The 25,576-nt window shown below is 53.2% G+C and carries 14 protein-coding genes; 3 read left to right on the top strand and 11 right to left on the bottom strand.

Annotated elements, in window-relative coordinates; translation table 11 throughout:
- Positions 1–57: 57 nt before the first annotated feature.
- The 6 genes from J0A68_RS08070 to J0A68_RS08045 form a co-directional block, all read right to left on the bottom strand.
- Entirely contained in the window at positions 58–1,890 is a 1,833-nt protein-coding gene (locus tag J0A68_RS08070) for a RagB/SusD family nutrient uptake outer membrane protein (RefSeq protein ID WP_206577666.1), read from the bottom strand.
- A gap of 22 nt (positions 1,891–1,912) precedes the next feature.
- Positions 1,913–5,008, bottom strand: coding sequence for a SusC/RagA family TonB-linked outer membrane protein (locus J0A68_RS08065; protein WP_206577665.1), 3,096 nt, complete (start codon positions 5,006–5,008; stop codon positions 1,913–1,915).
- A gap of 378 nt (positions 5,009–5,386) precedes the next feature.
- Positions 5,387–7,075: a RagB/SusD family nutrient uptake outer membrane protein gene (locus tag J0A68_RS08060; RefSeq protein WP_206577664.1), complete on the bottom strand. Its 1,689-nt coding sequence runs from the start codon at positions 7,073–7,075 to the stop codon at positions 5,387–5,389.
- 18 nt (positions 7,076–7,093) lie between these two features.
- Positions 7,094–10,111 (bottom strand): SusC/RagA family TonB-linked outer membrane protein, encoded by a 3,018-nt coding sequence (locus J0A68_RS08055; RefSeq protein WP_206577663.1) that lies wholly within the window; start codon positions 10,109–10,111, stop codon positions 7,094–7,096.
- 628 nt (positions 10,112–10,739) lie between these two features.
- Positions 10,740–12,095, bottom strand: a complete 1,356-nt coding sequence (locus J0A68_RS08050) for a Gfo/Idh/MocA family protein (RefSeq protein WP_206577662.1) — start codon at positions 12,093–12,095, stop codon at positions 10,740–10,742.
- A 6-nt stretch (positions 12,096–12,101) separates the two neighbouring features.
- Positions 12,102–13,484: a 3-keto-disaccharide hydrolase gene (locus J0A68_RS08045; RefSeq protein ID WP_206577661.1), complete on the bottom strand. Its 1,383-nt coding sequence runs from the start codon at positions 13,482–13,484 to the stop codon at positions 12,102–12,104.
- Positions 13,485–13,709: 225 nt separating this feature from the next.
- Here J0A68_RS08045 and J0A68_RS08040 point away from each other — a divergent pair, with 225 nt between their 5' ends.
- Positions 13,710–14,873 (top strand): THUMP domain-containing class I SAM-dependent RNA methyltransferase, encoded by a 1,164-nt coding sequence (locus J0A68_RS08040; protein WP_206577660.1) that lies wholly within the window; start codon positions 13,710–13,712, stop codon positions 14,871–14,873.
- 69 nt (positions 14,874–14,942) lie between these two features.
- Here the strand turns inward: J0A68_RS08040 and J0A68_RS08035 are convergent, their stop codons facing one another.
- From J0A68_RS08035 to J0A68_RS08015, 5 genes are all read right to left on the bottom strand, one after another.
- Positions 14,943–16,493 carry a glycoside hydrolase family 99-like domain-containing protein gene (locus tag J0A68_RS08035; RefSeq protein WP_206577659.1) on the bottom strand — a complete coding sequence of 517 codons (1,551 nt, stop codon included), beginning with the start codon at positions 16,491–16,493 and terminating at the stop codon, positions 14,943–14,945.
- Positions 16,494–16,573: 80 nt separating this feature from the next.
- Positions 16,574–19,060, bottom strand: a complete 2,487-nt coding sequence (gene hrpB, locus J0A68_RS08030) for an ATP-dependent helicase HrpB (protein WP_206577723.1) — start codon at positions 19,058–19,060, stop codon at positions 16,574–16,576.
- 114 nt (positions 19,061–19,174) lie between these two features.
- Positions 19,175–19,681 carry a DUF2911 domain-containing protein gene (locus J0A68_RS08025; RefSeq protein WP_206577658.1) on the bottom strand — a complete coding sequence of 169 codons (507 nt, stop codon included), beginning with the start codon at positions 19,679–19,681 and terminating at the stop codon, positions 19,175–19,177.
- A gap of 198 nt (positions 19,682–19,879) precedes the next feature.
- Complete coding sequence (locus J0A68_RS08020; RefSeq protein ID WP_206577657.1) at positions 19,880–21,028, bottom strand: Gfo/Idh/MocA family protein; 1,149 nt, start codon at positions 21,026–21,028, stop codon at positions 19,880–19,882.
- A gap of 142 nt (positions 21,029–21,170) precedes the next feature.
- Entirely contained in the window at positions 21,171–22,310 is a 1,140-nt protein-coding gene (locus J0A68_RS08015; protein ID WP_236021397.1) for an MBL fold metallo-hydrolase, read from the bottom strand.
- A 564-nt stretch (positions 22,311–22,874) separates the two neighbouring features.
- Between J0A68_RS08015 and J0A68_RS08010 the strand changes: the two genes are divergently transcribed.
- Both J0A68_RS08010 and J0A68_RS08005 read left to right on the top strand, forming a co-directional pair.
- Positions 22,875–23,333, top strand: a complete 459-nt coding sequence (locus J0A68_RS08010; protein WP_206577656.1) for a (2Fe-2S)-binding protein — start codon at positions 22,875–22,877, stop codon at positions 23,331–23,333.
- A gap of 2 nt (positions 23,334–23,335) precedes the next feature.
- The gene (locus J0A68_RS08005) at positions 23,336–25,498 is read left to right on the top strand and encodes a xanthine dehydrogenase family protein molybdopterin-binding subunit (protein WP_206577655.1); all 2,163 of its coding nucleotides are present in this window, start codon (positions 23,336–23,338) and stop codon (positions 25,496–25,498) included.
- Positions 25,499–25,576: the final 78 nt, after the last annotated feature.

The raw sequence follows: 25,576 nt of genomic DNA, 5'->3' as shown, positions 1-25,576 counted from the left end.
ACAAAAAAAAAGGCCTCCAGATATTCCTGGAGGCCTTTTTAGTTTACACGCGGAGGATCAGTCTCCGTCGATGGTGGTCAGGGGCGGTACATTGTTTTCAAATCCCGAATACCCTTCGTTTTGGTTGATTTGCCCTTGGGTATTGCCGTCGATCGATCCCTGCGGAACCGGCCAAAGGACATGGTAAGGACTCAGGGTGTAGGTGTCCCCGTGACGGGTGAATACGCCCTTGTTGTAAAAGTCCGTTTTTTCCATGATCCGGTCATAGTAGAAGTTGTTTTTGGAAAAATCCGCTTCGTTGTATGACTTGCCATTGTAGGCGGCCTGTCCGGTTTGGGCAAAGATGCGGGCGATCCGGGTCAGCTCGGTCTTTCGTGGCTCTTCGTAGTAGAGTTCGCGTGCGCGTTCGTCGAGAATGGTGCCGATGTTGATCTCGGCGGCGGTGTAGGGAGCAGCCCCGGCGCGGGTTCTTACCTCATTCAAGTCTTGCGCTGCACCGGTGAGGTCACCCAGCCAAAACTTGGCCTCTGCTCTGAGCAGGTAGGATTCGGCGAGTCTGAAGATGTACCAGTCTGTGGGGCCACCCTGAGGCTGGATTCGCTGCGGATCAGGCACGAACAGTTTATAGTGTGGCCAAGAGAACCAGCTTCTGATGGTGTCCACCGCCAGCACTACGCCAGCATCATTTCTGAACTGCAGATTTTTGCCGTAGTAGGGATCGTTTGTTCTGATGCCCGGATTGTTGTACACCAAGTCGGTCATGTCCATCCAGTTGCCTGGCGCGTGTCGCAGGTCGTTTTCGTCGTCCCAGATCATGCTTTGGTGATACCAGGTGGCCCTGAGCCTTCCGATACCCCTGCCGTAGGTAGTCACCTGACTGATTGGAGCGGTCGCCAGATCCGAAGTCCCTTTATTACCAGCTGGGGTATTGATATTGCTTCCCCAGAACGGTACCGCATTTCTCATGGATATGATCCCGCTGGAGTTGCCCTCGGTGTCCACTCTGTCCATCACGAGCAGGATGGTCTCGGTGTTGGTGATGAGGGATTTGTTTTCCGGTCTGTGCAGATCCCAGATGACATTCTTGCTGGCATCTCCGGCATCCACGCCAAAGCGATTGGTCATGAGCGCATAGGGGCCTTGGTCGATCAGTCTGTTTGCTACGGCCAGGGCGTCTTGGAAGTCACCCAGGGCCAAGTTGACCTTGATCAGCAGGTGTTGAAGGGCGCCTTTCGGTACCCTGCCACGATCCAGGCCGTCAGGAATCCATTCCTCACCCCACACCAAGTCTTCCTTCATCTTTCGCAGGATGACTTTGCGGTCTGTAGAGTAAAAATCCAATTTTGGAGAAACGATTTCCTCCAAGATCAAAGGCACATCTCCAAACTGCTGGGTGAGCCTGTAGTAACGGAGCGCCCGGTGGAAATAGGCGGTGGCCAAGATATGGTTGCGCTCTGCGTCCGACTTGTAGTCCTGCGGCTCGTCGATCCTGGAGATGACGGTATTGGCATATTTGATCCCCTTGAATCCTTCCAGCCAGTACCACCCGATTCGGTTGAAATCCGTGTGGTTCAGCTGCGCATCGGGAGTGATGAGCAGGTTCATGTCCTGGGCAGGACCAGTCTTGTCGGTGGTGCCTTCTACGGCTACTTCGGAGAAGATATGCTCCGTGAGGATAGGGGAGCCGTCGCCGGTGTATTCGTGGCGCATGTTTCGCTCACAGGCCACCAGCGCAGCCCAAAGCCCACTGGCTTCATTGTAGGTGTTTTCCGGGGTGTAAAAAGACAGCGGCTTAGGATCCAGCCAGTCTTCGCTGCAGCCGGGAGCCCCTGCAAGGATCAATCCTGTCAGGAGGACTTTTATCGTATTTGATTTGATTCGTATGTTCATAGCAAATGGTGCGCTTTAAGTTTTAGAATGTGACATCTAGTCCCAGTGTAAAATATCTAGGCGTCGGGCCGGAATTTTCCGGATCCCAGAAGTCCCACTCAGGAGCATAGTATCCGACGTTTCTCACGTTGAAGTACACTCTGGCATTGGCCATGTTGGCTTTTTCTATCAATTGGGTTGGGAAATTGTAGGCGACGGAGATGTTTTCCAGTCGGATAAAGGACTTTTTGCGATAGACGCTGAAGCCACTTGCGCCGCCTTCGCTTGAATTCAGCCTAGCCCATTCATTGTTCGGGTTTTCCTCTGTCCAGTAGGGAGTGACATAGGAGCTGGTCCGATCCAGGAACCCATCTCGGTTCTTCATCTGGTTAAAGGAGTTTTCGTGGCCCCAATACGAATACATCATGAAAGAGAAGTCGATGTTTTTGAGGATGTTAAACTCGTTTCTCAAGCTCCATCGGAATCTTGGCTGGGTAAAACCTTGAAACTGTCTGTCGGCATTGGTGTAGAGGCCATCGCCGTTTACGTCTTGGATCTTGAAGTCCCCAGGACGCACTCCGTATTTTTTGGCTTCTTCTTCCTCGTTGCTCTGCCAGATCCCCTGAGTCTTGTAGTTCCAGATTTCGTCGATCGCATGGCCGATAAACCATCGGTTGGTGATGTCGTCGAGTTCCTTACCGTTTTCATCGTAGTCCCCATAGAGGTGGACGATTTCGTTCCGGTTCAGTTGGAAGTTGGCGGTAGTCCTCCAAGTGAGGACGGAGTTTTGGATGTTGGTCGAGTTCAGGGTGAGCTCAAAACCCTTGTTGTCCACCTGGCCCAGGTTGTCGTACACGTTGTCGAAGCCCAGGAAGTTGGGCAGCGCGCGCTGTACGAGCAGGTCCGTCGTGGACATCTTGTAGGCCTCAAAGGTACCGGTGAGTCGGGTTTTGAGTAGGGAGAAGTCCAGACCGAAGTTGAAGGATTCGGTTCGCTCCCACTGGAGGTTTTTGTTCTCCATGCGGTTTACATAGAGCTGGTTGACCAGGTTTAGCTCTCCGGAAGGGGTTTGGTAGAAGTACTTTCCGGTATTCAGATCCGACAAGGCCACATATCGGCCGATGTCCCGGTTTCCGTTGCTTCCCCAGGATACACGCATCTTTCCGTAGTCCAGCCAGTCGAGGTTGATGAAGTTTTCGTCAGAAAATACCCATCCCAAGGCAGCGGAATAGAACAATGCCCGGGGATTTGCCCCGCCAAATGCGGAGTATCCGTCACGTCTCACGGATAGGGTGGTGGAGTACTTGGCATCGTAGGAATAGATCAATCGACCCATGAGCGCATCGCCTGTGCTGTATTCATCGTTGCTGCTGATGATGGGATTGATGCCGGCGCCGATGTTGTGGTAGCCGAGCCGGTCAGTGGGTTCAAACCCATTGTTGCTCATGGTGTTGGACCAGTACTGGAATTTTTCGGCATTCGCCAGGAAGGTGGCGTTGAAGTCATGCTTTTCCCCAAAAGTCTTCTGCCAAGTCAGGATATTGTCGATCTGCCAATAGTACTCTTTTCGATTTCGCCTGTTGGCAGTTCCCCCTTGCGCTCCCCACTCGGCATGATCGGCAGACAGGTGGTAAAACCGATCGCTGTACATCAGCCTAGGGCTGAAATTGGTTCGGAAGTTGAAGCCAAAAGGCAACTTGATGGAAGCAAAAAGGGTGGAGTTCACCGTCGTTGTCTTTTCATAGCGATCCGTGAAGCTCATGTTGTAAAAAGGATGGTTTCCCCCGCTGGCTTCATCGTTTGGACGCCACTTGTAGGAGCCGTCCTCGTTGTATTCCGATCCCCAGGGCGAAAGGGTGCGGAGCAGTCCCCAACTGGTATAGAGGGGAGCGGGGTCGCTGTCGATGGGCACATGGCTGTCGTCACTTACGGCAAACTGGGTATTGACGCCCACGCTCAGCCATTTGTTGACCTTTCCCTCCAGGTTGATCCTGCTTCGGATTGTCTCGTATTCATCCCCGATGACGATGCCCTCGTTGTTCAGATAGCCGACAGACCAGTAGTAGTTGATGTTGTCCGAACTCCCGGAGAGGCTGACGGTGTAGTCTTGGCGCAGGCCAGTCTGGAAGATCTTGTCTTTCCAGTCCACCGACTTGCCAGCGATGTAGTTTTCTATTTCGGCTGGCTGCATGTTGAGCCGCTGTAGCCAAACGGTCACCGGATCGCCCGAGGAGCCGTCATACGCCATCCATTCTTCGAGGGTGATGTCGCTTGGGAGCGTTCTCGGGTCAGAAAACTCGTAGGGCTCGTAGCCGCCCGCATTGATGCTTTTGAAGACATCCTCCCTCCAAGCGACGAAACCGTCGGGGCCATACACCTCGGGGAAGGTACCCAAAGTCGCCAAGCCTGTGTTCAGATTGAACTTGATGGTGGGCTTGCCCTTTGTCCCTTTTTTGGTGGTGATCAGGATGACCCCATTGGCGGCTTTGGCACCGAATACCGCCGCAGCACTGGCATCCTTGAGTACCTCGATGTTTTCGATGTCATTGGGGTTGATGTCTGCCAATTGCCCATAGTAGATCGCCCCGTCGAGTACGAGCAGCGGGCTGTTGCCAGCGGTGAGGGATGTCCGACCCCGTACTTCCAAGCTACCTCCCCCTTTGGCGGAGGTACTGAGGCCCACATTGAGACCGGCCGCGTTGCCGCGTAGGATATCTTGGACGGAGTTGGGGTTTTCGTTTTCCAGTTTGGTCGGGTTGACCGAGGATACTGCGCCGGTGATGTCCCGTTTTTTTGCAGTACCGTAGCCGATGACGACCACTTCCTCCAGATCTGCCATATCCGGACTGAGGCGCAGATCAATAGTGCTACGGGTACCGACCATTTCCTCTATCGTCTCATAGCCGATAAAGGAAAAGACCAAAATTCCTTCAGAGGGCACGGTAATGGCGTATTTGCCATCCAGATCGGTCGTTGTGCCACTGGTGGTTCCTTTCAAAACGACCGTGACTCCCGGCATTGGGCTGCCGGTTTCGTCCGTCACAGTTCCGGACACTTGCGAGTTTTGGGCTCTGGCCAATCCTAGGCTCAGAAGCCACATCAGCACCACTGTACAGTAGGTGTAAAAGTTTTTTAACATAGTTTTTTGGGTTAGAATAATTAATCGTGCGGCGCATCTTTCAGTGTAAAAATCCGATCGGGGACTGTCGGTCATATCCTTAAAAAATGGCCAGGGGCAAGGTATCCCATGCCTGTTTTTTAGGCAACCCTAAAAGTCTTGGAATAACGAAATCGATTGCGGTCGAAAAAAATATCAGTTATATATCTGAATTACAGCTACATAACAGTTTTGGTTTGGTTTTTTGTATCACCTTTGCCACGGGCAAGCTCTGTGTCCTAACCGGTTCGTTCGGGATTTTTACCTTTGTGCCCCACTTTCGTCGGGGAGATTTGTCCGCCGGGCAATAAAAAAAGGCCCCGAAAACTTCGGGGCCTTTGATTGTTTGGTTTATTCGGATCAATAACCGGGATTTTGGGGGAAGGCGCTGGCGCCGCCCTGGGTCCGGTCGATCTGGTTTTGGGGAATAGGTCTTAGCACATGGTAGTCTTTGATGTTGGGAGCAGCCTGCGCGTTGTGCATTTTCACACGCTCGACCAACACTCCCCAGCGCTTCAGATCCAGCCATCTAAACTGCTCACCGATCAGCTCTCGGGCACGCTCTTCCATCAGGAAGTCCATGGTCATCTGCGCCTGGGTGATTTCCATCGCATCTGCCTTTCCGGAGAATGCCGCCCTTCTACGGATGACATTGATCGAAGCTGTCGCGTCGGCTATTTTACCCAGCTTGAGCTGGGTCTCAGCCAGGAGGAGGTAGGTCTCGCCGAGTCGCATGGCGATGAAGTCACGGCCACCCTCAAACTGCGTCAAGTCCGCGCGTCCCGGATCCATGTGTTTGGTCAATGCTGGGAATAGTCTTTCGTCATATCTGCTTGGCACCAACACCTGATAAGGTTTTTTGGCTCGCTCTTCCACGGACATCTCGTATCCGGGGATAAAGATGGCCGTGTCGCCAAGTGCGAAGGTGACGGTAGGTTTGGACGTATCAAAGCTGGTGTTAAACTTACCGTTGTTGGTACCTAGGTTGTTGGAGTAGTAGGTGTCCTTGAAAGAAGCCTTATATCGACTGTCATTTACCCGATCTCCAAATACCGTGTTGATCGCATACGGAGTCATTCGATAGCGCTTGAATGGTCGACCGTTTTGCACATCCCTTCTCATACCGGGCTGCACGTCGTACTCCATGAGGAAGAACACGTGGGAGTTGTTTCCGCCACCGTTGGTCAATGGGTCACGGGTGTACTGGATTGCCCAGATTACCTCGTCATTGCGCTCATTTCCAAATTGGTGAATCTGGGCAAAGTTTGGCATCAGGCTAAAGCCGTAGTCGCTGATCACGCTTTTCAGCAGGGGCTCAGCCTTGGCATAGTCATCGGTGGCCTTGGCTTCGGAGGTAGCTTTGGTCATGTAGACTTTTGCAAGCAGGTGCTGGGCGACTGGCCGTGTCACACGACCATACTGGGAAGAAGCTTTAGCTGCTTCCAAATCCGGGATGGCGGCCTGCAGGTCCGAGATGATCGTGGCGTAGATCTCGGACACTGGAGCTCGGCTGACGACCTTGTTTGGCACCAGGTTTTCGGAAAGCTGCAAGTCCACTGCTCCAAAGAGTTGCACCAACAAGAAGTAGTGGTGCGCGCGAATGAATTTCACTTCAGCAATTCGCTGCTTTTTGGTCGCTTCGTTCAGTCCAGTGACGTTCACCGAGCGATCAATGACCGCGTTACAGGTGTTGATTCCGCGATAGAGTTCATCCCAAAGCTCTCGCACGTGCCCGTTTTGGGAGTCGAAATCATTGGTGTAGGTGTTCATGAATTTCCAGGAACCATCCGCTCCATTGGTGTAGATGTCCGTGCCGAACTCGGTCATGTTGTGCCCCCTTTCGGTGCCGTACCAGGCTCTGAGGGAAGTGTAGGCCGCGTTCACTGCGTCATCCAGCCCTTTGGCAGTGTTCATGTAGTCGTTGCCTATTTGGGAAATCACGTCTTCCTGCAAGGCATCTTGGCAGGAAAAAGGCAGGGCAAGCGCGAAAGCAAGCGATCCAGTTCTAAGCCAAGATTTAATTGGAAATATTTTTGATCTATTTTTCATGGTCAGATTTACTTTGAATTAAAACTTCGCATTGATACCAAATGTGAACTGAACAGTTGCAGGGGTGATGTTGGCGTTGACTTCTCCCGCTCCTACACCCTGTTCGGCATCCATAAATACTTCAGGATCGATTCCCTTGTGTACTTTTCGGTATTCCGCGAAAATGAATGGATTCTGGATGCTGCTGTACAGCCTTAGGCTGCTGAGGCCAATTTTGTCCAAGACGCCTGATCCAAAGTTGTATCCGAAATTGATGTTTCGGACTTTGACAAAAGTTCCGTCATAATATCTCAAAGAGGTATTGTACTTCGGAAATTCCTGATTTTGGTTTGGTCGCGGATAGAGGTTGGTTGGATTGGTAGGAGTCCAGTAGTCCACATCCAGGTTGTTGTACCTTCCAGCCAGGTTGTTGTTGCCGGTATGGAAAGAACTGTTGATCATCGATCCGAAACGTCCAAAAATGAAGAAGGAGAGGTCAAAGTTCTTGTAGTTGAAGCGGTTGGTCATCCCCATTGCGAAGTCTGGAACAGCTGAGCCCAAGATCACCCGGTCTTCAGCATTGATTCTGCCGTCATTGTTGGTGTCCTGGATCTTGATCACCCCAGGGACGTCAGAATAGGCCGCTGCCTCATCTTTTTCATCCGTCTGCCAGATGCCGATTTTCTTGAGGTCATAGAATACAGTCAAAGGCTGTCCGATAAAGCGGCCTGCTGCGATGTCGTCACCGTTGGGGAGGGAAAGGATTTCCTCTCTGTTGCGGGTGAAGATGAAGTCGGTCTGCCATACAAAATCACCCTTCTCGATGTTCAGTGTGGAGATAGTCGCTTCTATACCCCTGTTTTGGGTCTCACCGATGTTGGTGGTGAATCCACCGAAGCCGGTAGAGTTAGGCAGAGGCTGTGGAGCCAATAGATCAGAGGTGTTGGTGATGTAGTATTCGACCGATCCAAACACCCTGTTTTTCAAGATGGAGAAATCAGCACCGATGTTGAAGGTGGTAGAAGTTTCCCATTTCAAATCCGGGTTGCCGATAGTGTTGGGGCGATAGCCGAAGGCAGCGGTGTTGTCCCATGCATAGCTGGTTCTGCCCAAGAGTGCTTGGGTCTGGTAAGGGTTGATCGCTTGGTTACCGATGGAGCCGTAGCTGACACGCATCTTCAATTGGTCAACGAAGGAAGAGTTTTTCAAGAAATCCTCTTGGTCCATGTTCCAGCCCACAGCCACGGATGGGAAGTAGCCAAACTTGTTGTTTTCACCAAATCTGGAGCTGCCATCTGCCCGGATAGTACCGGTGAGCATGTATTTTCCTTTGTATCCGTAGTTTACACGAGCCATGTAGGATAGGAGGGCCCATTCCACCAGGTTGGTATTCGCACCGGTGATCTGCGAGGCATCGCCCAAACGGTGATAAAGTTGGGAAGCCGCTGGGATGCCCAATACGCTGATGGTGCTTTGTTCCCATTTGTCTTTTTGGAAAGACTGCAGCACGTCCACTTTTAGGTTATGATCCTGTCCGAATGTCTTTTGATAGGTCAGGATGTTTTCGACGGTATAGTTGAATTGGAATCGCTCGTCCACACTTCCGGTAGGCGCCGCACCACGACGGGCGTTGGTCTGTGAGCCTGTGAAGCGCCCATTTCGGCTGATGTTGAAGTCAGGCCCCAAAACCAGTCGGTACGTAAGCCCTTTGGTGATTTCCCAGTTGAGGAAAATGCTGTTGAAGATTCTCGTTCTGAAGGTTTCATCCACCTGCGCGCCGGGTACGACCTCGGCAAAAGGGTTGGTTCTCAATCCATCCTGGGTAGGAAGGAAGATCAGGTTGCCCTCGTCGTCGTAAGGCTTGCCCAGCGGGTTTTCTGCCAAAGCACCACCGATGGGGTTGAAATTCTCTCCGTTTCGCTCGCTATAGGTCACCAAGGTAGAAGTACCGATTTTGACCTTCTTGTTCAGCTGGTGATCCAGGTTTACACGGAAGGTGTAGCGGGTAAAGTCCTGGTTTTGGATGATGCCCACGTCCTTGAAATAGTTGCCTGATACGAAGAAGGTGGTTTTTTCACTTCCTCCACTCACACCGATCTGATGGCTTTGGATGCTTCCACGCTGCATCAAGCCCGCGACATAGTCCGTGCTTCTGCCTAGCGCGATACTTTCCATTTCCACCGGCTCAAAGATCTTTGCGTCATCTGCCGTGGTACCCGGCCCCTCAGGATACTGTCCAACTGCTCTTCTGGATTCCCGCTTGTACTCTGCAAACTCAGGGCCATTGAATACATCGATTCTTCCCATTTCCTCATTGATGCCATAGTAGGAGTCCAAGGAGACGACTGTCTTGCCGACATTGCCACGCTTGGTAGTGATAAGGACGACGCCGTTGGAACCTCTGGATCCGTAGATCGCCGTAGCAGAAGCATCTTTCAAAACCTCCATGGACGTGATGTCTTGGGGGTTGATGTCGCCAATGCCCCCTACAGTGGGGATACCATCGATGACGTAGAGCGGTTCGTTGGACGCGTTGAAGGAGCGGCGACCACGGATACGCACTTGAGGTGCAGAACCCGGTTTGGAGCCGGCTTGCGTCACGTCCACACCGGCAGCTCTACCTTGCAGTGCTTGGCGGGCATCGGTGATGGGTAGTTCCTGGATTTCCTTGTTTCCCACGGAGGAGATTGCGCCAGTCAGCTGGCTTTTCTTTACCGTACCATAGCCGACTACCACGACTTCTTCTAGGTCTGAGAGGTCGGGGCTTAGGCTGACATTGATCTGGCTACGGTTGCCGATGTTTTCCTCCAGGGCATTGTAGCCGATAAACGAGAATACCAGCACGCCGGATGCTGGGCCCGAGATGGAGTACTTTCCATCCAAATCTGTGGTGGTGCCTTTGGTGGTGCCTTTGAGAAGGATGGTCACACCCGGTAGAGGGGAGCCTGTCTCGTCGGACACGGTGCCATTCACCTGGACATCCTGTGCCTGCACATAGCCTGCGCTCAGCAACAGCATCAACACCACCGAGAGGTAGGTGTAAAATTTTGTACGCATAGTGTAAGGGGTTATTGTTAAAAGATAGATTGGGTCATGCAAGGGTCTTTTCGTTCAGTGTTGATGAGCGGAAAAATTTGCCGACTTTTCAGTACAAAAGGTAGATAGAAGGCAATCGATGTTGCAAGCCAATTGGCTTCATTTTACGAAATCGATTGCGCATGAAATTTTCGAGCTTTCCACGGTTTACTCGGATTTCGATTTGTTTGACAAATGAAGATTTTGTTGAATGAAAATTAACAAAGAGATTGTTTTGTTGGATTGTTGGCAAAAAATCCAATAATCTGCCGGATTCCTACTTGTTTTGATGAGGATGGGCTAAAGTCCAAGGGAGAATAGCGCAAGGAAAAAAATCATTGCCTTCCATGCTGTTTTTCACAAGATCTCCCTTCGAAAGTATAGGAGTGGATCGGTCTGGCACCGTAGCGAGTCTGTTGAGGTAGGTGAAAAGCACACAGGTTTAGCCTGCTTTTACTAGCCCATAGAGTTGATTTATAGCGACTCCGTCGCTGCTATGCTTTGTACATAGACTATGCCCATGCTGGTAAATGGCCTAAAAAGAAAAACACCTGCCCTCGATGCGAAAGCAGGTGTTTGGTAAAAAAGAAAACCAAATTTTCAATATTGATCAGACTTTGGGAGGCTCCCAACCTTTTTCATAGTCTCTTTTCCACAGCGCTTTGCCCTTTTCGGAGTTTTGGATATGGCCGTTTTTGGGGTCGCACACCAGGGACTCGCCCGTACGGCTGCTGATGTTGGCCAGGTGGCAAAGCAGGGTAGATACCGCGCCCTCCTCGATGTTGGAGTTTTGCTTTTCCAGCCCGCGCACCGCATTGAAGAAGTTGACCACGTGGGTGGTGCTCATGTCTCCGCCGCCGCCAAGCTGCGTGCCGCCTTCGCTGCCACCGCCCCTATTTTCCTTCACCATCTTGCCACTTCGGTCAAACTGCTTGTAGCCGCCCCGGTCGACATAGACGGAGCCCTCCGTGCCATAGATGATGGTGCCCCGGTCGGAGCCGTAGGTTTTCGCGGCATTTCGGCTTTTGCCATCCCACTGGATGACCTTGTTGTCGCCAAACTTGAAGGTAGCCTCCATGGTGTCGTACATGGTCCAGCCGTCTTCGGGATAGTGCATCTTGCCGGAGATCACCGATACCTCGCTGGGATAGTCCACCTGGAGGGCCCAGCGGGCTACGTCCAGCTCGTGGGTGGCATTGTTGCCGGTCTCGGCAGTGCCATAGTCCCAGCCGTACCAGTGCCAATTGTAGTCCCAGGTGTCATGCATGTATTCCTTGCGGGGAGCGGGCCCTTGGAAGAGCTCCCAGTCGAGCCCGGCTGGCGCTGCTTGCTTGACAGGATTGGGGACAGCTCCCCGGTTGTTGCTGTAGAAGGCCTTGGCCATGAATGCCTTCCCGATAGCGCCGTTGTGGATGGCGGCGATGATCTCGCGGCTCTCGGGAGCGGAGCGCTGCTGGTTGCCCATCTGGACGACCTTGTTGTACTTCTTCTGCAGGGCAATGAGGAGTTCTCCTTCCCAGGGATTGTGGGAGCAGGGCTTTTCCACATACACATGCTTCCCACGCTCCAGGGCCAGCCAAGTGCCTGGCGCATGCCAGTGGTCAGGCGTCGCATTGATCAGCACGTCCACCTCTTTGTCATCCAGGACTTTGAGGATGTTTTGCTCGAGCTTTGGCGTGTAGCTGATGTGTTTCTCGAAGTTTTTGGCAGCCTTGGGCATCTGGGACTGCATGGCGTCGCAGAGATAGAGCAGGTTGACATTGCTGGAAGCGAGGCCGATAGGCTCATAGTAGGCGCCGAGCCTGCGTCCCAATCCGGCGATTGCCACATTGAGGCGCTCATTGGCACCGATGATTCTCGAATAGGATTTTGCAGAAAAACCAACAGAACCCAAGACGGATAGGCCCAGCGTGGCTGCGGTACTTTTCTTGATAAAATCCCTTCGGTTCTGTTGATTGTTGCTCATCACAGGTTAGTTAAGGGTTTTGATTTTGATGTTTTTGAAGCTTACCTCATCGCCGTGGTCCTGCAGGAGGATGTGGCCCTCGGCAGCTTCGCCAAAGTTTTCCCACTTCTGGTATTTGGAGCCGGCCACCAGGTCGCGGTACTCCTGGGAGCCTCTGACATATTCCACTACTTTCACGCCGTTTAGGTAGTGCTCGACACGGTTGTCGGGATAGACTACCACCCGTCCTTTGTTCCACTCGCCGATAGGCTTGACAAATCGGGCAGTTTTGCTGGAGGTGATCAGGTCGTAAAGCGAAGATAGGGTACGGTTACCGGCGATTCCCATCTTGGCATCGGGGTGCCTTTCGTCATCCAAGACTTGGTATTCCAGGCCTATGGCAGATCCGGTGTTGCCTTCGGACAGCGTCACGAAGTACTTCACGCCACTGTTGGCGCCTTCGGTGAGTTTGAAATCGAAGGAAAGGTCAAAGGCGGAGTATTTGTCCACAGTGACGATGTCACCCGCATTTTGGGACTCGCTGCCGTCTGTCTTGGCGATGGTGAGCACACCGTTGTTTACCGTCCAACCAGTGGTAGGGAAGGTCTCGATTTTCGCACCTCTCCAGCCTTCGCTGTTTTGGCCGTTGAAGAGGAGCTTGTAGCCGTTTGCTTTTTCGAAGTCGGTCAGGGTGTTGTCCACCGTGCTGACCACGTAGATGTCCTTGCTGAAAGGCTTTGGCTGGAGGTTTTCAGTCTGGATCTTCACGTTTTTGAAGTAGGTCTTTCTTCCGGCAAACTCATCCTTCACCGAGTGCACCTGCAAGCCGATAAAGCCGGTCTTGTCCATGTCGTCCACCACGTAGGCGACTTCCTGTCCGTTGAGCCAGGTTTTGATTTCGTTGCCGATGGCCTCGATACGATAATGGTTGTACTCGCCCATTTTGAAGGCGGATTTTGCGTCTGGGTTTAGATCCAGGGGATAAAGCCAGCCTCTGCGAGCCTCGTCATATATACCGGCAGACCAAGCGCGCTCGGTCGGGTCGGCTTCGATTTGGTAGCCAAAGACCATTCCCTTTCCCTCACGGGCGGCAGGATCATATTGGCCGCGGGCCATCACGCCGGAGTTGGAGGTGGTATGCTCCACTTTGAGGTCGAGTTCGAGGATGAAATCCCCGTAGGTCTGCTCGGTGATCAGGAAGGTATTGGGCGAACCCGCCACCGAGGTGCCGACGATCTCGCCGTCCACGATCTCAAAGGTCGCCGTGCCGGCCACGGCTTTCCAGCCGGAAAGGTCTTCACCATTGAATAGATTTACCCAGCCGTCTTCTGCTTTCTCGGCAGGAGTCGAACAGCTGATGAGGGCTACGCTGGAGAGAAAGAATAGGCTCTTTCTAAGGGATTGGTTCATTTATTTTTGGGGTTTGGGTACGGGTTAAAATTCCAGATAAATGCAAGTAGGGGCAACCTACGCAGGTTTCAATTTACGGAATCGATTGCGAATGGAAAATAGGGGGATCGGGCGGAATGACTTTGTGACACCTTGCTGGATCGCGCATCCCAATACGTAAGATATGTACTCCAATTTATCCCGGGAGATCCCCCTGATATCCGCCTGCCTTGCGTACTTTTGCGCATGCTTGATTTTAACCAAAAGGGAAAAGTATTCATCACCTGCAAGGACCGCTCGGTCAGCTACCTGGAGCAGGAAGTCCGTGACCTCGGCTTTGTGCCTAGCTCCGTCATGCGAACCGGCCTGGAAATCCAGGCCAGCATGGAAGAATGCATGGACCTGAACCTGCACCTGCGCACCGCCTCCCACGTACTTTACGAGATCAAATCCTTTTATCTCAGAAATGCCGAGGACATCTACCGCAAGTTTAAGTCCATCCCCTGGGAGGAATACCTGGATGTGGACGGCTACTTTTCGGTCAATTCCGTGGCGGAAAACGAATCCATCACCACACCTCTCATCGTCAACGTGAAGGTCAAGGACGCCATCGTAGATCGCTTTCGTGAGCAGAAAGGACGACGGCCGGACTCCGGTTCGGACTTTTCAGGCTTGGTAGTTCAGGTCTTTTGGAAGGAAACCCAAGCCACCGTTTACCTCAATACCTCCGGTGAAACGCTCGCCAAGCACGGCTATCGCAAGATCCCAGGCAAAGCGCCGATGATGGAGGCCCTTGCCGCCGCCACGATCTACGCCACCGAGTGGAACACCCGCGTGCCCTTCATCAATCCCATGTGCGGCTCCGGCACGCTTGCCATCGAGGCAGCGCTGATGGCCACCAAGCGCTATCCAGGCCTCTATCGAGACCACTATTCCTTCCAGCACATACTTGGGTACGACGAGGCTGCCTATTTGGCCAAAAAGAAAAAGCTGGAAAACAAGATCGTAGAGGCGACCGAGGTGAAGATCATTGCTTCGGATATCTCTTTGCAGGCGATTTCTTTTGCGAGGGAAAATGCCGCCTATGCTGGCGTCGACCACATGATTGAGTTCCAGACCTGCGACTTTGCCGAGACTGAAATCCCGGAAAGGCCACGGGGCGTCATCATGTTCAATCCGGAATATGGGGAACGACTGGGGGAAAACGACGAACTCGAACTGACCTATCGGCGCATGGGAGACTTCATGAAGCAGAAGTGCGCGGGATATCGGGGCTACATCTTCACCGGAAACCTGGAGCTTGCCAAAAAAGTCGGCTTGAAGGCCAATCGACGGATAGAGTTTTGGAACGGCACCATCGACTGCCGCCTGCTCAAGTACGAGCTCTTTGAGGGATCAGGCAGAGGGTGAGATAGGCGGGAAGCGCATTTTCGCCTGGAGAAAAGACTTCCCAAAAGTCTCAGCCGTCTCGGTGGCCGGTCAATTTCCAAACACTTCCTGTATCGCTTCCAAGTAGCTGAAGCCGTGGCCCTCCGTGGGCTCAATGTAGTTGCCCTCCAAGTATTCGTTCCAGCAGCAGATCATCACCGTGTTGCCATTGGAAGCTCTATACTTCTGGGATACTTGCTTTGCGTCCCTCAGCATACCTGTGAATGAAGTCTTGTCGCTGTGTACCAGGTCCTTGTAGGGTTCGGAGGGAAAGCCGCTTTGCTGTGGCCAAGTGCCTCCGGCCGGCCTCATGTCCCAGCCCATGGCGACCGGCACCTGATACTCAAAACCGGGGTCTTTCTTGAATTTCTCGCTCCACATATCCCAGTGGCCTCGATAGGTCTCCCTCATATCGGCATAGGAGCGGTTGTCTTTCTCCATAAAGTTGTGGTACACATAGGCCGTCATCCCTTCAAAGCCCATTCCCTTGAGCCTTGGGACATACTCTTGTAGGAGCTGGCGCTTCTGGTACTCTCCGCCTTCCCAGGGTTTCTTGGGGTTTTTGGGCTTCCAAACCGTGGGGAGACCATACATGCGCTCGTGCTGCTGCATCGGCCCGGCCATCACTGCGATAAACTTGATGCCCGGCAGGCCGGCCTTTTGCGCGGTCTGCTGCGAAAGCTTGAGCAAATCTCCCAAGCCCAAACCGTAATATGCCGCTCTGGCCTCGGCATCCTGCGGAAAGTAGAAGTAAACAATCGGCCTGCCGTCGCTGCCTATGAGGTAATCTTCCCTACTGAAATACTGGTCTATCCACAGCTGGGTGATTTTTTCGTGGACTTTGAGGTACAGTTCCCTGGTGGGCTTTTCGCCCTCGTAGTTGGCCTGGCGGGCCAGCTCGTCGGGGGAGCCGATTTTCAGCCAAAGCTTCCAGCGCTCGTCGCTGTCGTCGCACCAGTTGATCGCAAACTTCATCTGTTCGTCCTTTGGAAGCTTGGCATTTTCCGCCAAGAGAACCTCCAGCTGCTCGCCCCACTCAATCAAGCCTGGTACGGCAACCCTTCCGGAGCGTGCCTGGTCGGCTGGCCAGCCTTTTGGGTAGTAGAGGTGGGCTTGGGGAGCAAAGTTTTGGTGGTGGAAGTAGTGCCTGCCAAAAAACCAGTCGTAGGCGAAAAAATCGATTCCGTAGCTTTTCATGTATTGAAGCTGCTTTCTGGCTACTTCCGGATCGGTGCGCTTGTAAAAGCCCTTCAGCTCGGCAACTGGCTTGCGGTCCAGATAGGGCCCCTCGTAGGGATATTGCGCATTGTAGATCCTTCCTTTTGGCCCCCAGATCCCCGGGTTCAAGAGGTTGGAGCAATTGGCAGGATCTTGCAGGCAAGACCAAAAACTGTCCCGGTCCGTGTTGGGATCAGGCGAGGTGTTCCAGGAAGGCATAAAGTAAACCCCCACCAACTCATCCTCTTCACGGTCTAGCCCTGTAGTGGTAAAAGAAACAAAACCGGCCGATTGCCTGGAGGTCTCCACGCTTGACTTGGGAGCGCAGGCTCCCAGGAGAAGGAGGATGAAAAGTGCAGACCGGAGAGAATAATAGCGAAGCATACCAAAGCTGTTTGTCCAATTTACCTTTTCTCAGCCAAGATGAAGCCAAAAACGCCGAGATATTGGCTTTGAGTAATCCGTTACCCTCTCCGCTTCACGCCCCTGACGGCCTCAGCGTTGATCGGATCTTCCGGCCATTCGTGCTTGGGGTAGCGTCGCTTCAGCTCCTTTTTCACTTCGAAATAGCCATTGGCCCAGAAGCTCCTAAGGTCTTGCGTGAGCTGCACGGGCTTGTATCCCGGGGAAAGCATCTCGATCAGGACGGCAACTTTGCCCGCGTTGACTTTTGGCGTGTCCAAGAGCCCAAACAGCTCCTGAAGCCGAACGGATAAGAGAGGCGTGTCTCCACCTTCCCGATACTCGATTTGGATTTGGCTGCCAGAGGGAACCAGCAGTTTTTGCGGAGCGAGCTCATCGAGCAAGGTTTGCTGTTCAAATGGGAGGCTGTGCAGCAGGATTTGACCCAAGTCCAGTTTTTTGAAATCCTCGTTTTTGCTGATGTTTTGCAGGTAGGGACTGAGCCATTCCGGGGCCGATTCGCAAAGCATCCGCTCCGACCAATCCGGCCAGTCTTGGCCTGGATTCCACTTTCGCAGGGACTGGACGCGGTAGATGAGTTGGAGCACTTCTTCGTTGAAATCCAGCAGCAGCTCGCCTTCTTCTGCTATGGCTTCGAGGATTGCCTGGGTCGCCTGGCTTTTGTCAAAATTGGCCAAAGGCCTTTTTCCCAAGACAATCGCCCCGATGCGGATCTCAGAGTGGGCGATCAGCCCGCCTTTTTTGCGATCCCATTCCAGCACTTCCTTGGACTTGAGCATGGGGGCCAAGTCCTTCGGGTTGATGGGAGCGGCAAGCCAGATTTTGCCCATGCCCTCGCGGGCATCCAAGTGGGCGACGGCAAGCCATGACTCATGGGCAAGGTCGTCACGATGGCCTATTTGGGCTATTTTTCCGTTGGAAAGCTGAAACTGGGCATTGTTGCCGGGGCGGGCGGCAGCGATCCGCTCGGGATAGGCGTAGGCTAGAAGCAGGCCGGTCTGCCAAGGGTCAACCGGATCGTTTTGCGCCTCGACGCCAAACATGCGCCGGTATTGGGCCGCGATCTTTTCGATCTTTTTGATACGGGCAATGGAAGCTCCGCGGCTTCGAAATCTCCGCAAAGCCTCGATTCTCAAGTTTAGATCCACCCCAGCGTCCGCGGGTAGGGGATCCCGTTCCTCCAGCACTGCTGCGATGTCCGTCGCCAAGCCGAGTTGCTTGGCCTTTTTGGCGTAGAGCAGCATGTGCGCAATACGGGGATGGCAGGGGAGTTCATGGATTTCATGACCGTGGTTGGTCAGCTTGCCCTCCTCCAGTGCTTCGATGGACTCCAGGGTCTTTTCGGATAGCGCCAATGTGCCCGCAGGCGGTGGTGTCAGCCAGGTCATGGAGCGGATGTCGTCCTTTCCCCAGGCTTTCATATCCAGCACCAAACCGGTCAAATCGGCCTCCATGAGCTCAGGTGTCCGGAATTCGGCCAGCTGTGCTTGGGTGGCTTTGGTCCAAAGCCGGTAAGAGTGACCAGCGGTCAAACGGCCAGCACGACCGCTACGCTGGTCAGCAGAATCCTTGCTGATGCGGTGCAAAACCAAGCGGGAGAGTCCCGATCTGGGATCAAATCGGTTGGACTTCGCAAAGCCAGAGTCGACCACAACTTTCACGCCTTCGATGGTCAGCGAGGTCTCCGCGATGTCGGTGGAAAGGACGATTTTGCGCTTGCCCGAGGGGTGGGGCAGGATGGCGCGGTTTTGTTCTGCGGGTGACAGCTGCCCATACAAGGGAACGACCACGTCATCGGGAAGGGCGCGACGGAGCACTGCCTCGGCCTTTTTGATCTCTCCCTGTCCGGGAAGGAAGACCAGAAAATCGCCTTCATGGGTTTTGGTTAGCGGGATGATCTGCCTCGCCGTATCCTCGCCGATGGCATATTCGTCGGCCTCGCTGAGATAGTTTACCTGGACGGGAAACTGGCGGCCTTGGCTTTGGATCACTTTGGAACCGAGCAGGGAAGAAAGCTCAGCGGTATCGATGGTAGCCGACATCAGCAAAATCCTCAGGTCTGGACGCAGCACCTGCTGCACTTCCCGGCAAAGCGCCAGGGCTACCTCGGCATGGAGATTTCGCTCATGAAACTCGTCAAAAATCACCAGGCCTACGTCCTGCAGCTCGTTGTCCGAGTGCATCATGCGGGTCAGGATTCCCTCGGTGATGACTTCCAGCCTTGTTTTATTGGAGATCGCAGACTCAAAGCGGATGCGGTAGCCGACCGTTTCCCCGGTGTTTTCGCCCAGCATACTGGCCATGCGCTGTGCAATGCTCTTGGTGGCCAGGCGGCGGGGCTCCAGCATGATGATCTTTTTGCCCGCCAGCCAGGGTTCGTCCAAAAGCGCCAAAGGCAAGAGCGTACTTTTACCCGCACCAGGAGGCGCTTGGATGATAAGGCTGTTGGCTTGGGCGAGTTGGGACTGGACTTTGGGGATGATCTCCGCCACCGGGAGGTCGAAAGAGAAGGGATTGAAATCGGACATCGGGGGCAAAAGTACGGGTTTCCGCTACGACATGGAAGTCGCCAAGGTATGACGCCCAAACAAAAAACACCCGCCAATCTCTCAGCGGGTGTCGATTTTTTCAGCAGGTTAGGATCAGGAACCGATCTTGGCAAAAGCCTTGCCGTATTCCCAGCGCACTTCGAAGCCGTCAGGTTTTACCTCGTAAACCAAACGCTCCTCCATGGTTCCGTTTTCGCCGGAAGGCACGTTTACGCGCAGCTGGTCCTGCTTGGCATCATACTCGAAAGCTCCCCACTGCTTGGCTACCTTGTTGAAGATAAAGGTGGACTGGCCTTCGTTGGGGATGATGAAGAAGCTGTAGGTGCCCGCTGGCAGTTTCTGTCCCTGCACGGTGATGTCCTTGGTGGTGGTGAAGGTGGTTGCTTCATTGGCTCCGGCTCTCCATACCTGGCCCAGCGGAACCAAATCTCCCCAGATCACCCGGCCTTTCACGGCAGGGGAGGAATAGTTGATGGTGATCTTGGAACCTGCGACGGTCCCTTCGGCTGTCTTGGCGGGGCTTGCTTTTTCCTGCGCAAAAGCCGCTACTACCGCAAATGCGGTCAGTGCCATCGAAAAGAGTGCTTTTCTGAAATTCATTGTTTTGATGGGTTTGTTAGTAATGAAAATGAAGGTAATCGAAAGTTTAGTTTTAAAATAAAGCGGGATTGAAAATTTCCCGTTTGGCCTTTGGCCAGAAAACCTAAACCAGAAGTAAAAACAGGTTTTTGGCTTCAAAGGTTATGCGCAAATAAAAAAGCCTTCCCAAAATATTCTTGGAAAGGCTTTTCTGGCTGCTTAGATCTTGACCCAAGCTTGTTTCTTGTTACTCTCCACGATTCGCTCGCCGATGATCAGCTCTCTCAAGCCGCTGGCGAAAGTTGGAAAAGAGGGATTCTCAGGCTGTTTTCCTGCCGCTACCGCCGCGTAAACCTCCTTAAACATCTGCTTGGAAGTATCGGGGAAGCCTTCGTTGTGGCCGCCTGGGAAGCTGATCAGTGCGGAAGCTTCTGGATGGAAAAGCGCAGGATCCTTCATCAGTTGCTCATTGGCTTTCTCACGCTTACCGATCCAGAGCTCGTTGGGTCTTTCTGAATTGAATTCAAAGTTGGACTTGGAGCCGGAGATCTCGATGTTCAGCCTGTTTTTACGGCCAGCGGCCACTTGGGATACGGTGACGGAGCCTTTGCTTCCGTTGTCAAAGCGCAGCAAAACGGTGGCGTGGTCTTCGGTATTGATCGGTACCTCGGCATAGTCCTCCATGCTGAGCATCTTGCCTGAGTAGGTCTCGATTGCCTTCAGCGGCTTCAGACGGGTCTTGTGTACGGTGGAAAAATCCGCCATCACCTCTGTGATTTTCAATCCGGTGACATATTCCGTGATGTCCAAAAGATGAGAACCTATATCGGCGATGGCACGGGAATCCCCGGACTTGTCCGGCTCCAGTCTCCAGTTGTAGTCCGTATTGAGGTACAGCCAGTCCTGCAGGTAGGAGCCCATCACGGAGTACACCTCGCCCAGCTCGCCTTTTTCACGCATGGTCTTCATCTGCCGCACCATAGGATAGTAGCGCAGGTTGAAGTGAACCGCATTGACCAGCCCGGTCGCAGAGGCGATTTTCACCAACTCTTCCGCTTCATCGATTTTCACCGCGAGTGGTTTTTCGCAGATCACGTGCTTTTCGGCTTCCAGTACCGCCTTGGCTTGGGAATAGTGCAGGAAGTTTGGCGTACAGATGTGCACCACGTCGATTTCCGGCTGCTTGAGCATCTCGTCAAACGTGTAGGCATGGGGAATTCCGAGCTGCTTTGCCTTTGCTTCAGCCAGCTCTTGGGTCACTTCGCACAGGGCAACTACTTCTACATTAGGGATTCTTCTCAGGGCCTCGAGGTGAGCTGGTCCGATAAATCCGGTACCGACGATGGCCGATTTGATGGTTTGAGACATGGGTTTACGAATTGTGATTGTGTAAATGAGATATGAAAATAGGTAAAATCAAAAAAAAGGGAACATTTATTCTGGTAGGGGCGACATTAAATGTTGCTAAAGCGATGGCAAAGAACGGCCTCGGCAACGGCAAAATCCCAAGTCAGGGCTTGACCCACCAGTTTTCCCGGGTCTTCAGCTCAGAGGATAGGTCGATAAAGGAGCCAATCTTGGGAATGACGATCGCCTGGTCTAGCGCTTCGGCTTTGCGCTGCACGCGCTCCACCGGGTCGGTCCAGGTGTGCATGGCCAGCGTGAAGGCCCCCCAGTGAATGGGCATAAACACTTTCGTGTTTAGGTCCGCCGCCGCCTGGGCAGTCTCTTCGGGAGCCATGTGGATGTCCGCCCAGTTTTCGTTGTATTGCCCGCACTCCATCATCGCCAGGTCGAAGGGGCCATATTTTTCCCCGATCTCGCTAAAATGCGGCCCATAGCCGCTGTCACCGCTGAAATAGAGGTTTTCTTCGGCTCCTTGGATCACCCAAGACCCCCAGAGTGTGCTGAAGCGGTCGTTGAGCCCTCGGCCTGAGAAGTGCCGGGATGGGGTAAAAGCCAGACGCAGGGAGTCGATTTGCGCCTCTTCCCACCAGGCAAACTCCTGGATCGCCGACTTGTCCACACCCCAGCGTTCAAAATGCGCGGCGACACCCAAGGGCACCAAAAAGCGCTCGGTCTTGCCCATGAGCTTTTGGATGGAACCATAGTCCAGGTGGTCGTAGTGGTCATGGGAGATCATGACCAAGTCGATCTTTGGCAGTTTTTCGATTGCTATCGGCAGTTCTTTGGAAAACCGCTTTTTGCCTAGCAAGGGATGAGGGGACGGCACTTCTCCCAGCATGGGGTCGATCAGGATGGTCTTCCCGTCTATCTGCAGGAGAAAAGCCGAGTGTCCAAACCAAACCAGCCGCGTAGCCGCAACTGGACCGGTCAGCTCCAGGCTGTCCCTCTTTTCGATGGGAATCTCAAAATCCGGCCTCCTCGCCGGGTCGTTTTTGAAAAACTCGGGCAGCATGCGGATTGCTTTCCCGGTACTCATGTCCATGTTGGTAGGAATGAGGTTAGAAAACTTGCCGTCAGTGTAGTAGGGGAGTTGCTCGTATCTGAGCTGGCTGCTTTTGTCCGGGGCAGCGCCAAACTGCGGGCTGAATTGGACGAAAAGGAAGACCAACACAATCAGCAAAACGAGAATCGTTAATAAAGTCATCGAAGTGTATTTGAGCAAACGCAGGAAAATCTTTCCCATGAGTTTTGGAATGGAGAGTTTTTCAACGTGACTATCCGCAATCTTGCCAATAAGCGAATTTGCTTCTTCAATCAGGCCTGCCTGCTCAGGCAGGTCAGAAGACCCCGACTCGTCGGGCAGGCGATGACCGAAGACCGAAGTAGGGCAAAGCCCCAATTTTAGCATTTTTTCGGATTGTCACGGCTGCCTACTGGCACAATAGCGGATAAACACATTATTTTAAAAAGGTTAAACTGTTTGGAGGAGAAAAAGGTGCCGAAATATCCGCCGAATCGGGTGAGCCTCCGCTATTCATCAAATTTCCAAGCCGTTAAAAACCATATGCTGGGCTGAACGGCATATTTTTTCTACCTTATAAGACACTAATTTGGATATACGCTACTTTGCCTGCAATAGTCTAAGACTAGTATTGGGAGCGGGAAACCATGTCGAAAACGCTACATCGGTCTTCGGTCATCGGTCGCCTGTACTGAGCGAAGTCGAAGTATCCAGCCCAATTGTCAATGAAAATTCGTTTACTCGCAGAAAAGCGTAAAGACAGATCCGCAAATAACCCATTTTACCATGGCAAACTACAACTTGAAGATCAACGGGAAAGCCCATACCGTTGACGTAGCCGACGACACACCCCTGCTGTGGGTGCTGCGAGACCATCTCGGCCTGGTCGGCACTAAATTTTCCTGCGGCATAGCCCAATGTGGGGCCTGCACAGTGCACGTCAACGGGACGGCTACCTTTTCCTGCGTGCTGCCAGTATCCAGCGTCGGTAAGGCCGAGATCGTCACCATCGAGGGACTTTCCGAGGAGGGAGACCATCCCGTCCAAAAGGCCTGGGCCGAAGTGGACGTGGCCCAGTGCGGCTACTGCCAGGCCGGACAGATCATGACTGCGGCGGCTTTTCTCAACGAAAACCCAAGCCCCAGCATGGAGGAAATCGACAACGCGATGAACCGGAATATCTGCCGCTGCGGTACCTACCACAAGGTACGGGAAGCCGTCGCCCTAGCCGCTAACACCAAATAACCATGAGCACGCTAATCAAATCAAGCAGAAGGGACTTCCTCAAGATCGCAGGAACGTCCGTCGGAGGATTGGTAATCGGCTTCAACTGGTTTAGCTGTGACTCGCCCAAGGTGGAAGTGCTCAGCACCGAGGAAATCCTCGCCCAAGCCAAGTCCTTCAATAGCTACCTGTCCATCTCTCCAAGCGGAGACGTCGTCATCTACTCTCCCAATCCCGAATTGGGTCAAAACATCAAAACCTCCTTTCCCATGGTCGTGGCCGAGGAGCTCGATGCCGACTGGGGCAAGGTGAGGGTAGTCCAAGCCAACCTGGACACCGAGAAGTACGAGCGACAGCTCACCGGAGGATCGGGCGCCATGCCCCATAGCTGGGAGAGGCTGAGAAAGGCAGGCGCTACCGCAAAATTCGTTTTGGTCGCCGCTGCAGCCAAAACCTGGAATGTGCCCGCTGGGGAAATCACCGTAGACAAGGGAGTCATCTCCCACAACGCTTCTGGAAAAAGCGGCCATTTCGGCGAATTTGTAGCGGAAGCCGCGACCATCACGGCACCTGAAGAGGTGGCGTTGAAGGACAAAAAGGACTTCAAAATCATCGGAACGCCCGTCAAAAACGTGGATGCGATGGAGATGTACACCGGCAAGCCCCTCTACGGATTGGACTTTTACCGGGAAGGAATGAAGCACGCCATGGTACAGCGGGCTCCCTTTGGGATGAAGATCAAATCGGTGGATGAGTCCGCCGCCAAGGCTGTTGCTGGCATCACCGATGTAGTGACCTTTGGTACCAGTGTAGCCGTGGTCGGTACTTCCACCTGGCCACTGATGAAGGCGAAAAAGCTGCTGAAGGTAGAGTACGAAGCGGATGGTAACGTCGAAAGCACCTCAGACCATGACCGTATTTTCGCAGATCTCATGGCTAATGGAAAGGCTGAAACGAAGCGGGCTGATGGCAATGTAAACCAGGCCTTTAAAAACGCCGCAAAGGTCGTCGTGGCAGAGTATCAATGTCCCTTTTTAGCGCACTCGCCCATGGAGCCTGAAAACTTCTTTGCGCATGTACAAGGAGATAAATGCGAACTGATCGGACCCACCCAGACCCCTGACAGGGCTCGACAATCTGCGGCGGATATCTTGGGCATACCAAAGGAAAACATCACCGTGCAGATCACCCGTCTGGGAGGTGGATTTGGAAGAAGGCTGCGGGCAGACTACGCGGAAGAGGCCGTCCACATCTCTAAGGCTATCGCGGGTCCGGTGAAAGTGACCTGGAGCCGGGAAGATGAGCTGACCGGTGGAGCCTACCGTCCTGCCGTCCGCTATAGATTTGAAGCTGCGCTGGATGCCGACAACCGAATGGTCGGCTACAAACTCAAGGGCGTAGGGATGAACGCCGGGAACTCCACCAGAGAAAACAACTTCCCCTCCGGCGCCGTGGACCATGTGCTGATCGAAAGCGTCAACTATGAATCCTCTGTGACCACCAATGCCTGGAGAGCTCCGATTACCAATTTCCTGGCCTACGCGGAGCAGAGCTTTCTCGATGAAGTGGCTTTGGAGGCGGGAAAAGATCCGGTTGAGTTTCGGTTGGAATTGCTCAATCGGGCCAAATCCAATCCTGTAGGCGAGTTGGGCTACGATGTGGACCGCATGATCGCCGTGACCAAGGAGGTCGCTGAAAAGTCCAAGTGGGGACAAGATCCCAACGTAAAACAGGGACTGAGCGTCTATTTCTCCCACCGATCCTATGTCGCACAAGTGGCTGATATTGAAATGCAAGGCGGCACGCCGGTGCTGAAAAAAATCACGGCGGTAACCGACTGCGGCATGGTCGTGAATCCCATTGGAGCAAACCACCAAGTGAGGGGAGGAATCGTCGATGGCATGGGCCATGCGATGTACACCAACCTAACCTTCGAAAATGGGGTGCCAAAGCAGAAAAACTACGATTCTTATCGCCTCATCCGACTGAAGGAAGTGCCGGAGATCGAGACGCATTTCCTGGACTCTGGCTTTGATCCGACCGGCCTGGGCGAGCCTGCACTTCCTCCGACTGGGGGTGCGATTGCCAATGCGATCTTTGCCGCTACCGGCAGAAGACTCCGCAGCCAGCCTTTTATCGAGCAAAAGGAGTTTTCGGATATCAATCTGGAGATCAGAAGAGCATGATGGTAAGTATCTAGACGCTGGTATCAAGACGCTAGACATTAGATTTTAGAATCAAGACCGAAGACCGGAGCAAAAAAG

Source organism: Algoriphagus oliviformis (genome assembly GCF_017254915.1).
In the GTDB taxonomy this organism is placed as follows: Bacteria; Bacteroidota; Bacteroidia; order Cytophagales; family Cyclobacteriaceae; genus Algoriphagus; species Algoriphagus oliviformis.
The sequence above is the reverse complement of the archived record's forward strand: the minus strand, read 5'-3'. Positions and strand labels throughout refer to the sequence as shown.

Bases quoted from the DNA above. Each gene is read 5' to 3' on its own strand.
- J0A68_RS08045 (WP_206577661.1), bottom strand. From the start codon at position 13,484: ATGAACCAATCCCTTAGAAAGAGCCTATTCTTTCTCTCCAGCGTAGCC.
- J0A68_RS08070 (WP_206577666.1), bottom strand. From the start codon at position 1,890: ATGAACATACGAATCAAATCAAATACGATAAAAGTCCTCCTGACAGGA.
- J0A68_RS08005 (WP_206577655.1), top strand. From the start codon at position 23,336: ATGAGCACGCTAATCAAATCAAGCAGAAGGGACTTCCTCAAGATCGCA.
- J0A68_RS08025 (WP_206577658.1), bottom strand. From the start codon at position 19,681: ATGAATTTCAGAAAAGCACTCTTTTCGATGGCACTGACCGCATTTGCG.
- J0A68_RS08015 (WP_236021397.1), bottom strand. From the start codon at position 22,310: ATGGGAAAGATTTTCCTGCGTTTGCTCAAATACACTTCGATGACTTTA.
- J0A68_RS08035 (WP_206577659.1), bottom strand. From the start codon at position 16,493: ATGCTTCGCTATTATTCTCTCCGGTCTGCACTTTTCATCCTCCTTCTC.
- J0A68_RS08020 (WP_206577657.1), bottom strand. From the start codon at position 21,028: ATGTCTCAAACCATCAAATCGGCCATCGTCGGTACCGGATTTATCGGA.
- J0A68_RS08060 (WP_206577664.1), bottom strand. From the start codon at position 7,075: ATGAAAAATAGATCAAAAATATTTCCAATTAAATCTTGGCTTAGAACT.
- J0A68_RS08010 (WP_206577656.1), top strand. From the start codon at position 22,875: ATGGCAAACTACAACTTGAAGATCAACGGGAAAGCCCATACCGTTGAC.
- J0A68_RS08055 (WP_206577663.1), bottom strand. From the start codon at position 10,111: ATGCGTACAAAATTTTACACCTACCTCTCGGTGGTGTTGATGCTGTTG.
- hrpB (WP_206577723.1), bottom strand. From the start codon at position 19,060: ATGTCCGATTTCAATCCCTTCTCTTTCGACCTCCCGGTGGCGGAGATC.
- J0A68_RS08040 (WP_206577660.1), top strand. From the start codon at position 13,710: ATGCTTGATTTTAACCAAAAGGGAAAAGTATTCATCACCTGCAAGGAC.
- J0A68_RS08065 (WP_206577665.1), bottom strand. From the start codon at position 5,008: ATGTTAAAAAACTTTTACACCTACTGTACAGTGGTGCTGATGTGGCTT.
- J0A68_RS08050 (WP_206577662.1), bottom strand. From the start codon at position 12,095: ATGAGCAACAATCAACAGAACCGAAGGGATTTTATCAAGAAAAGTACC.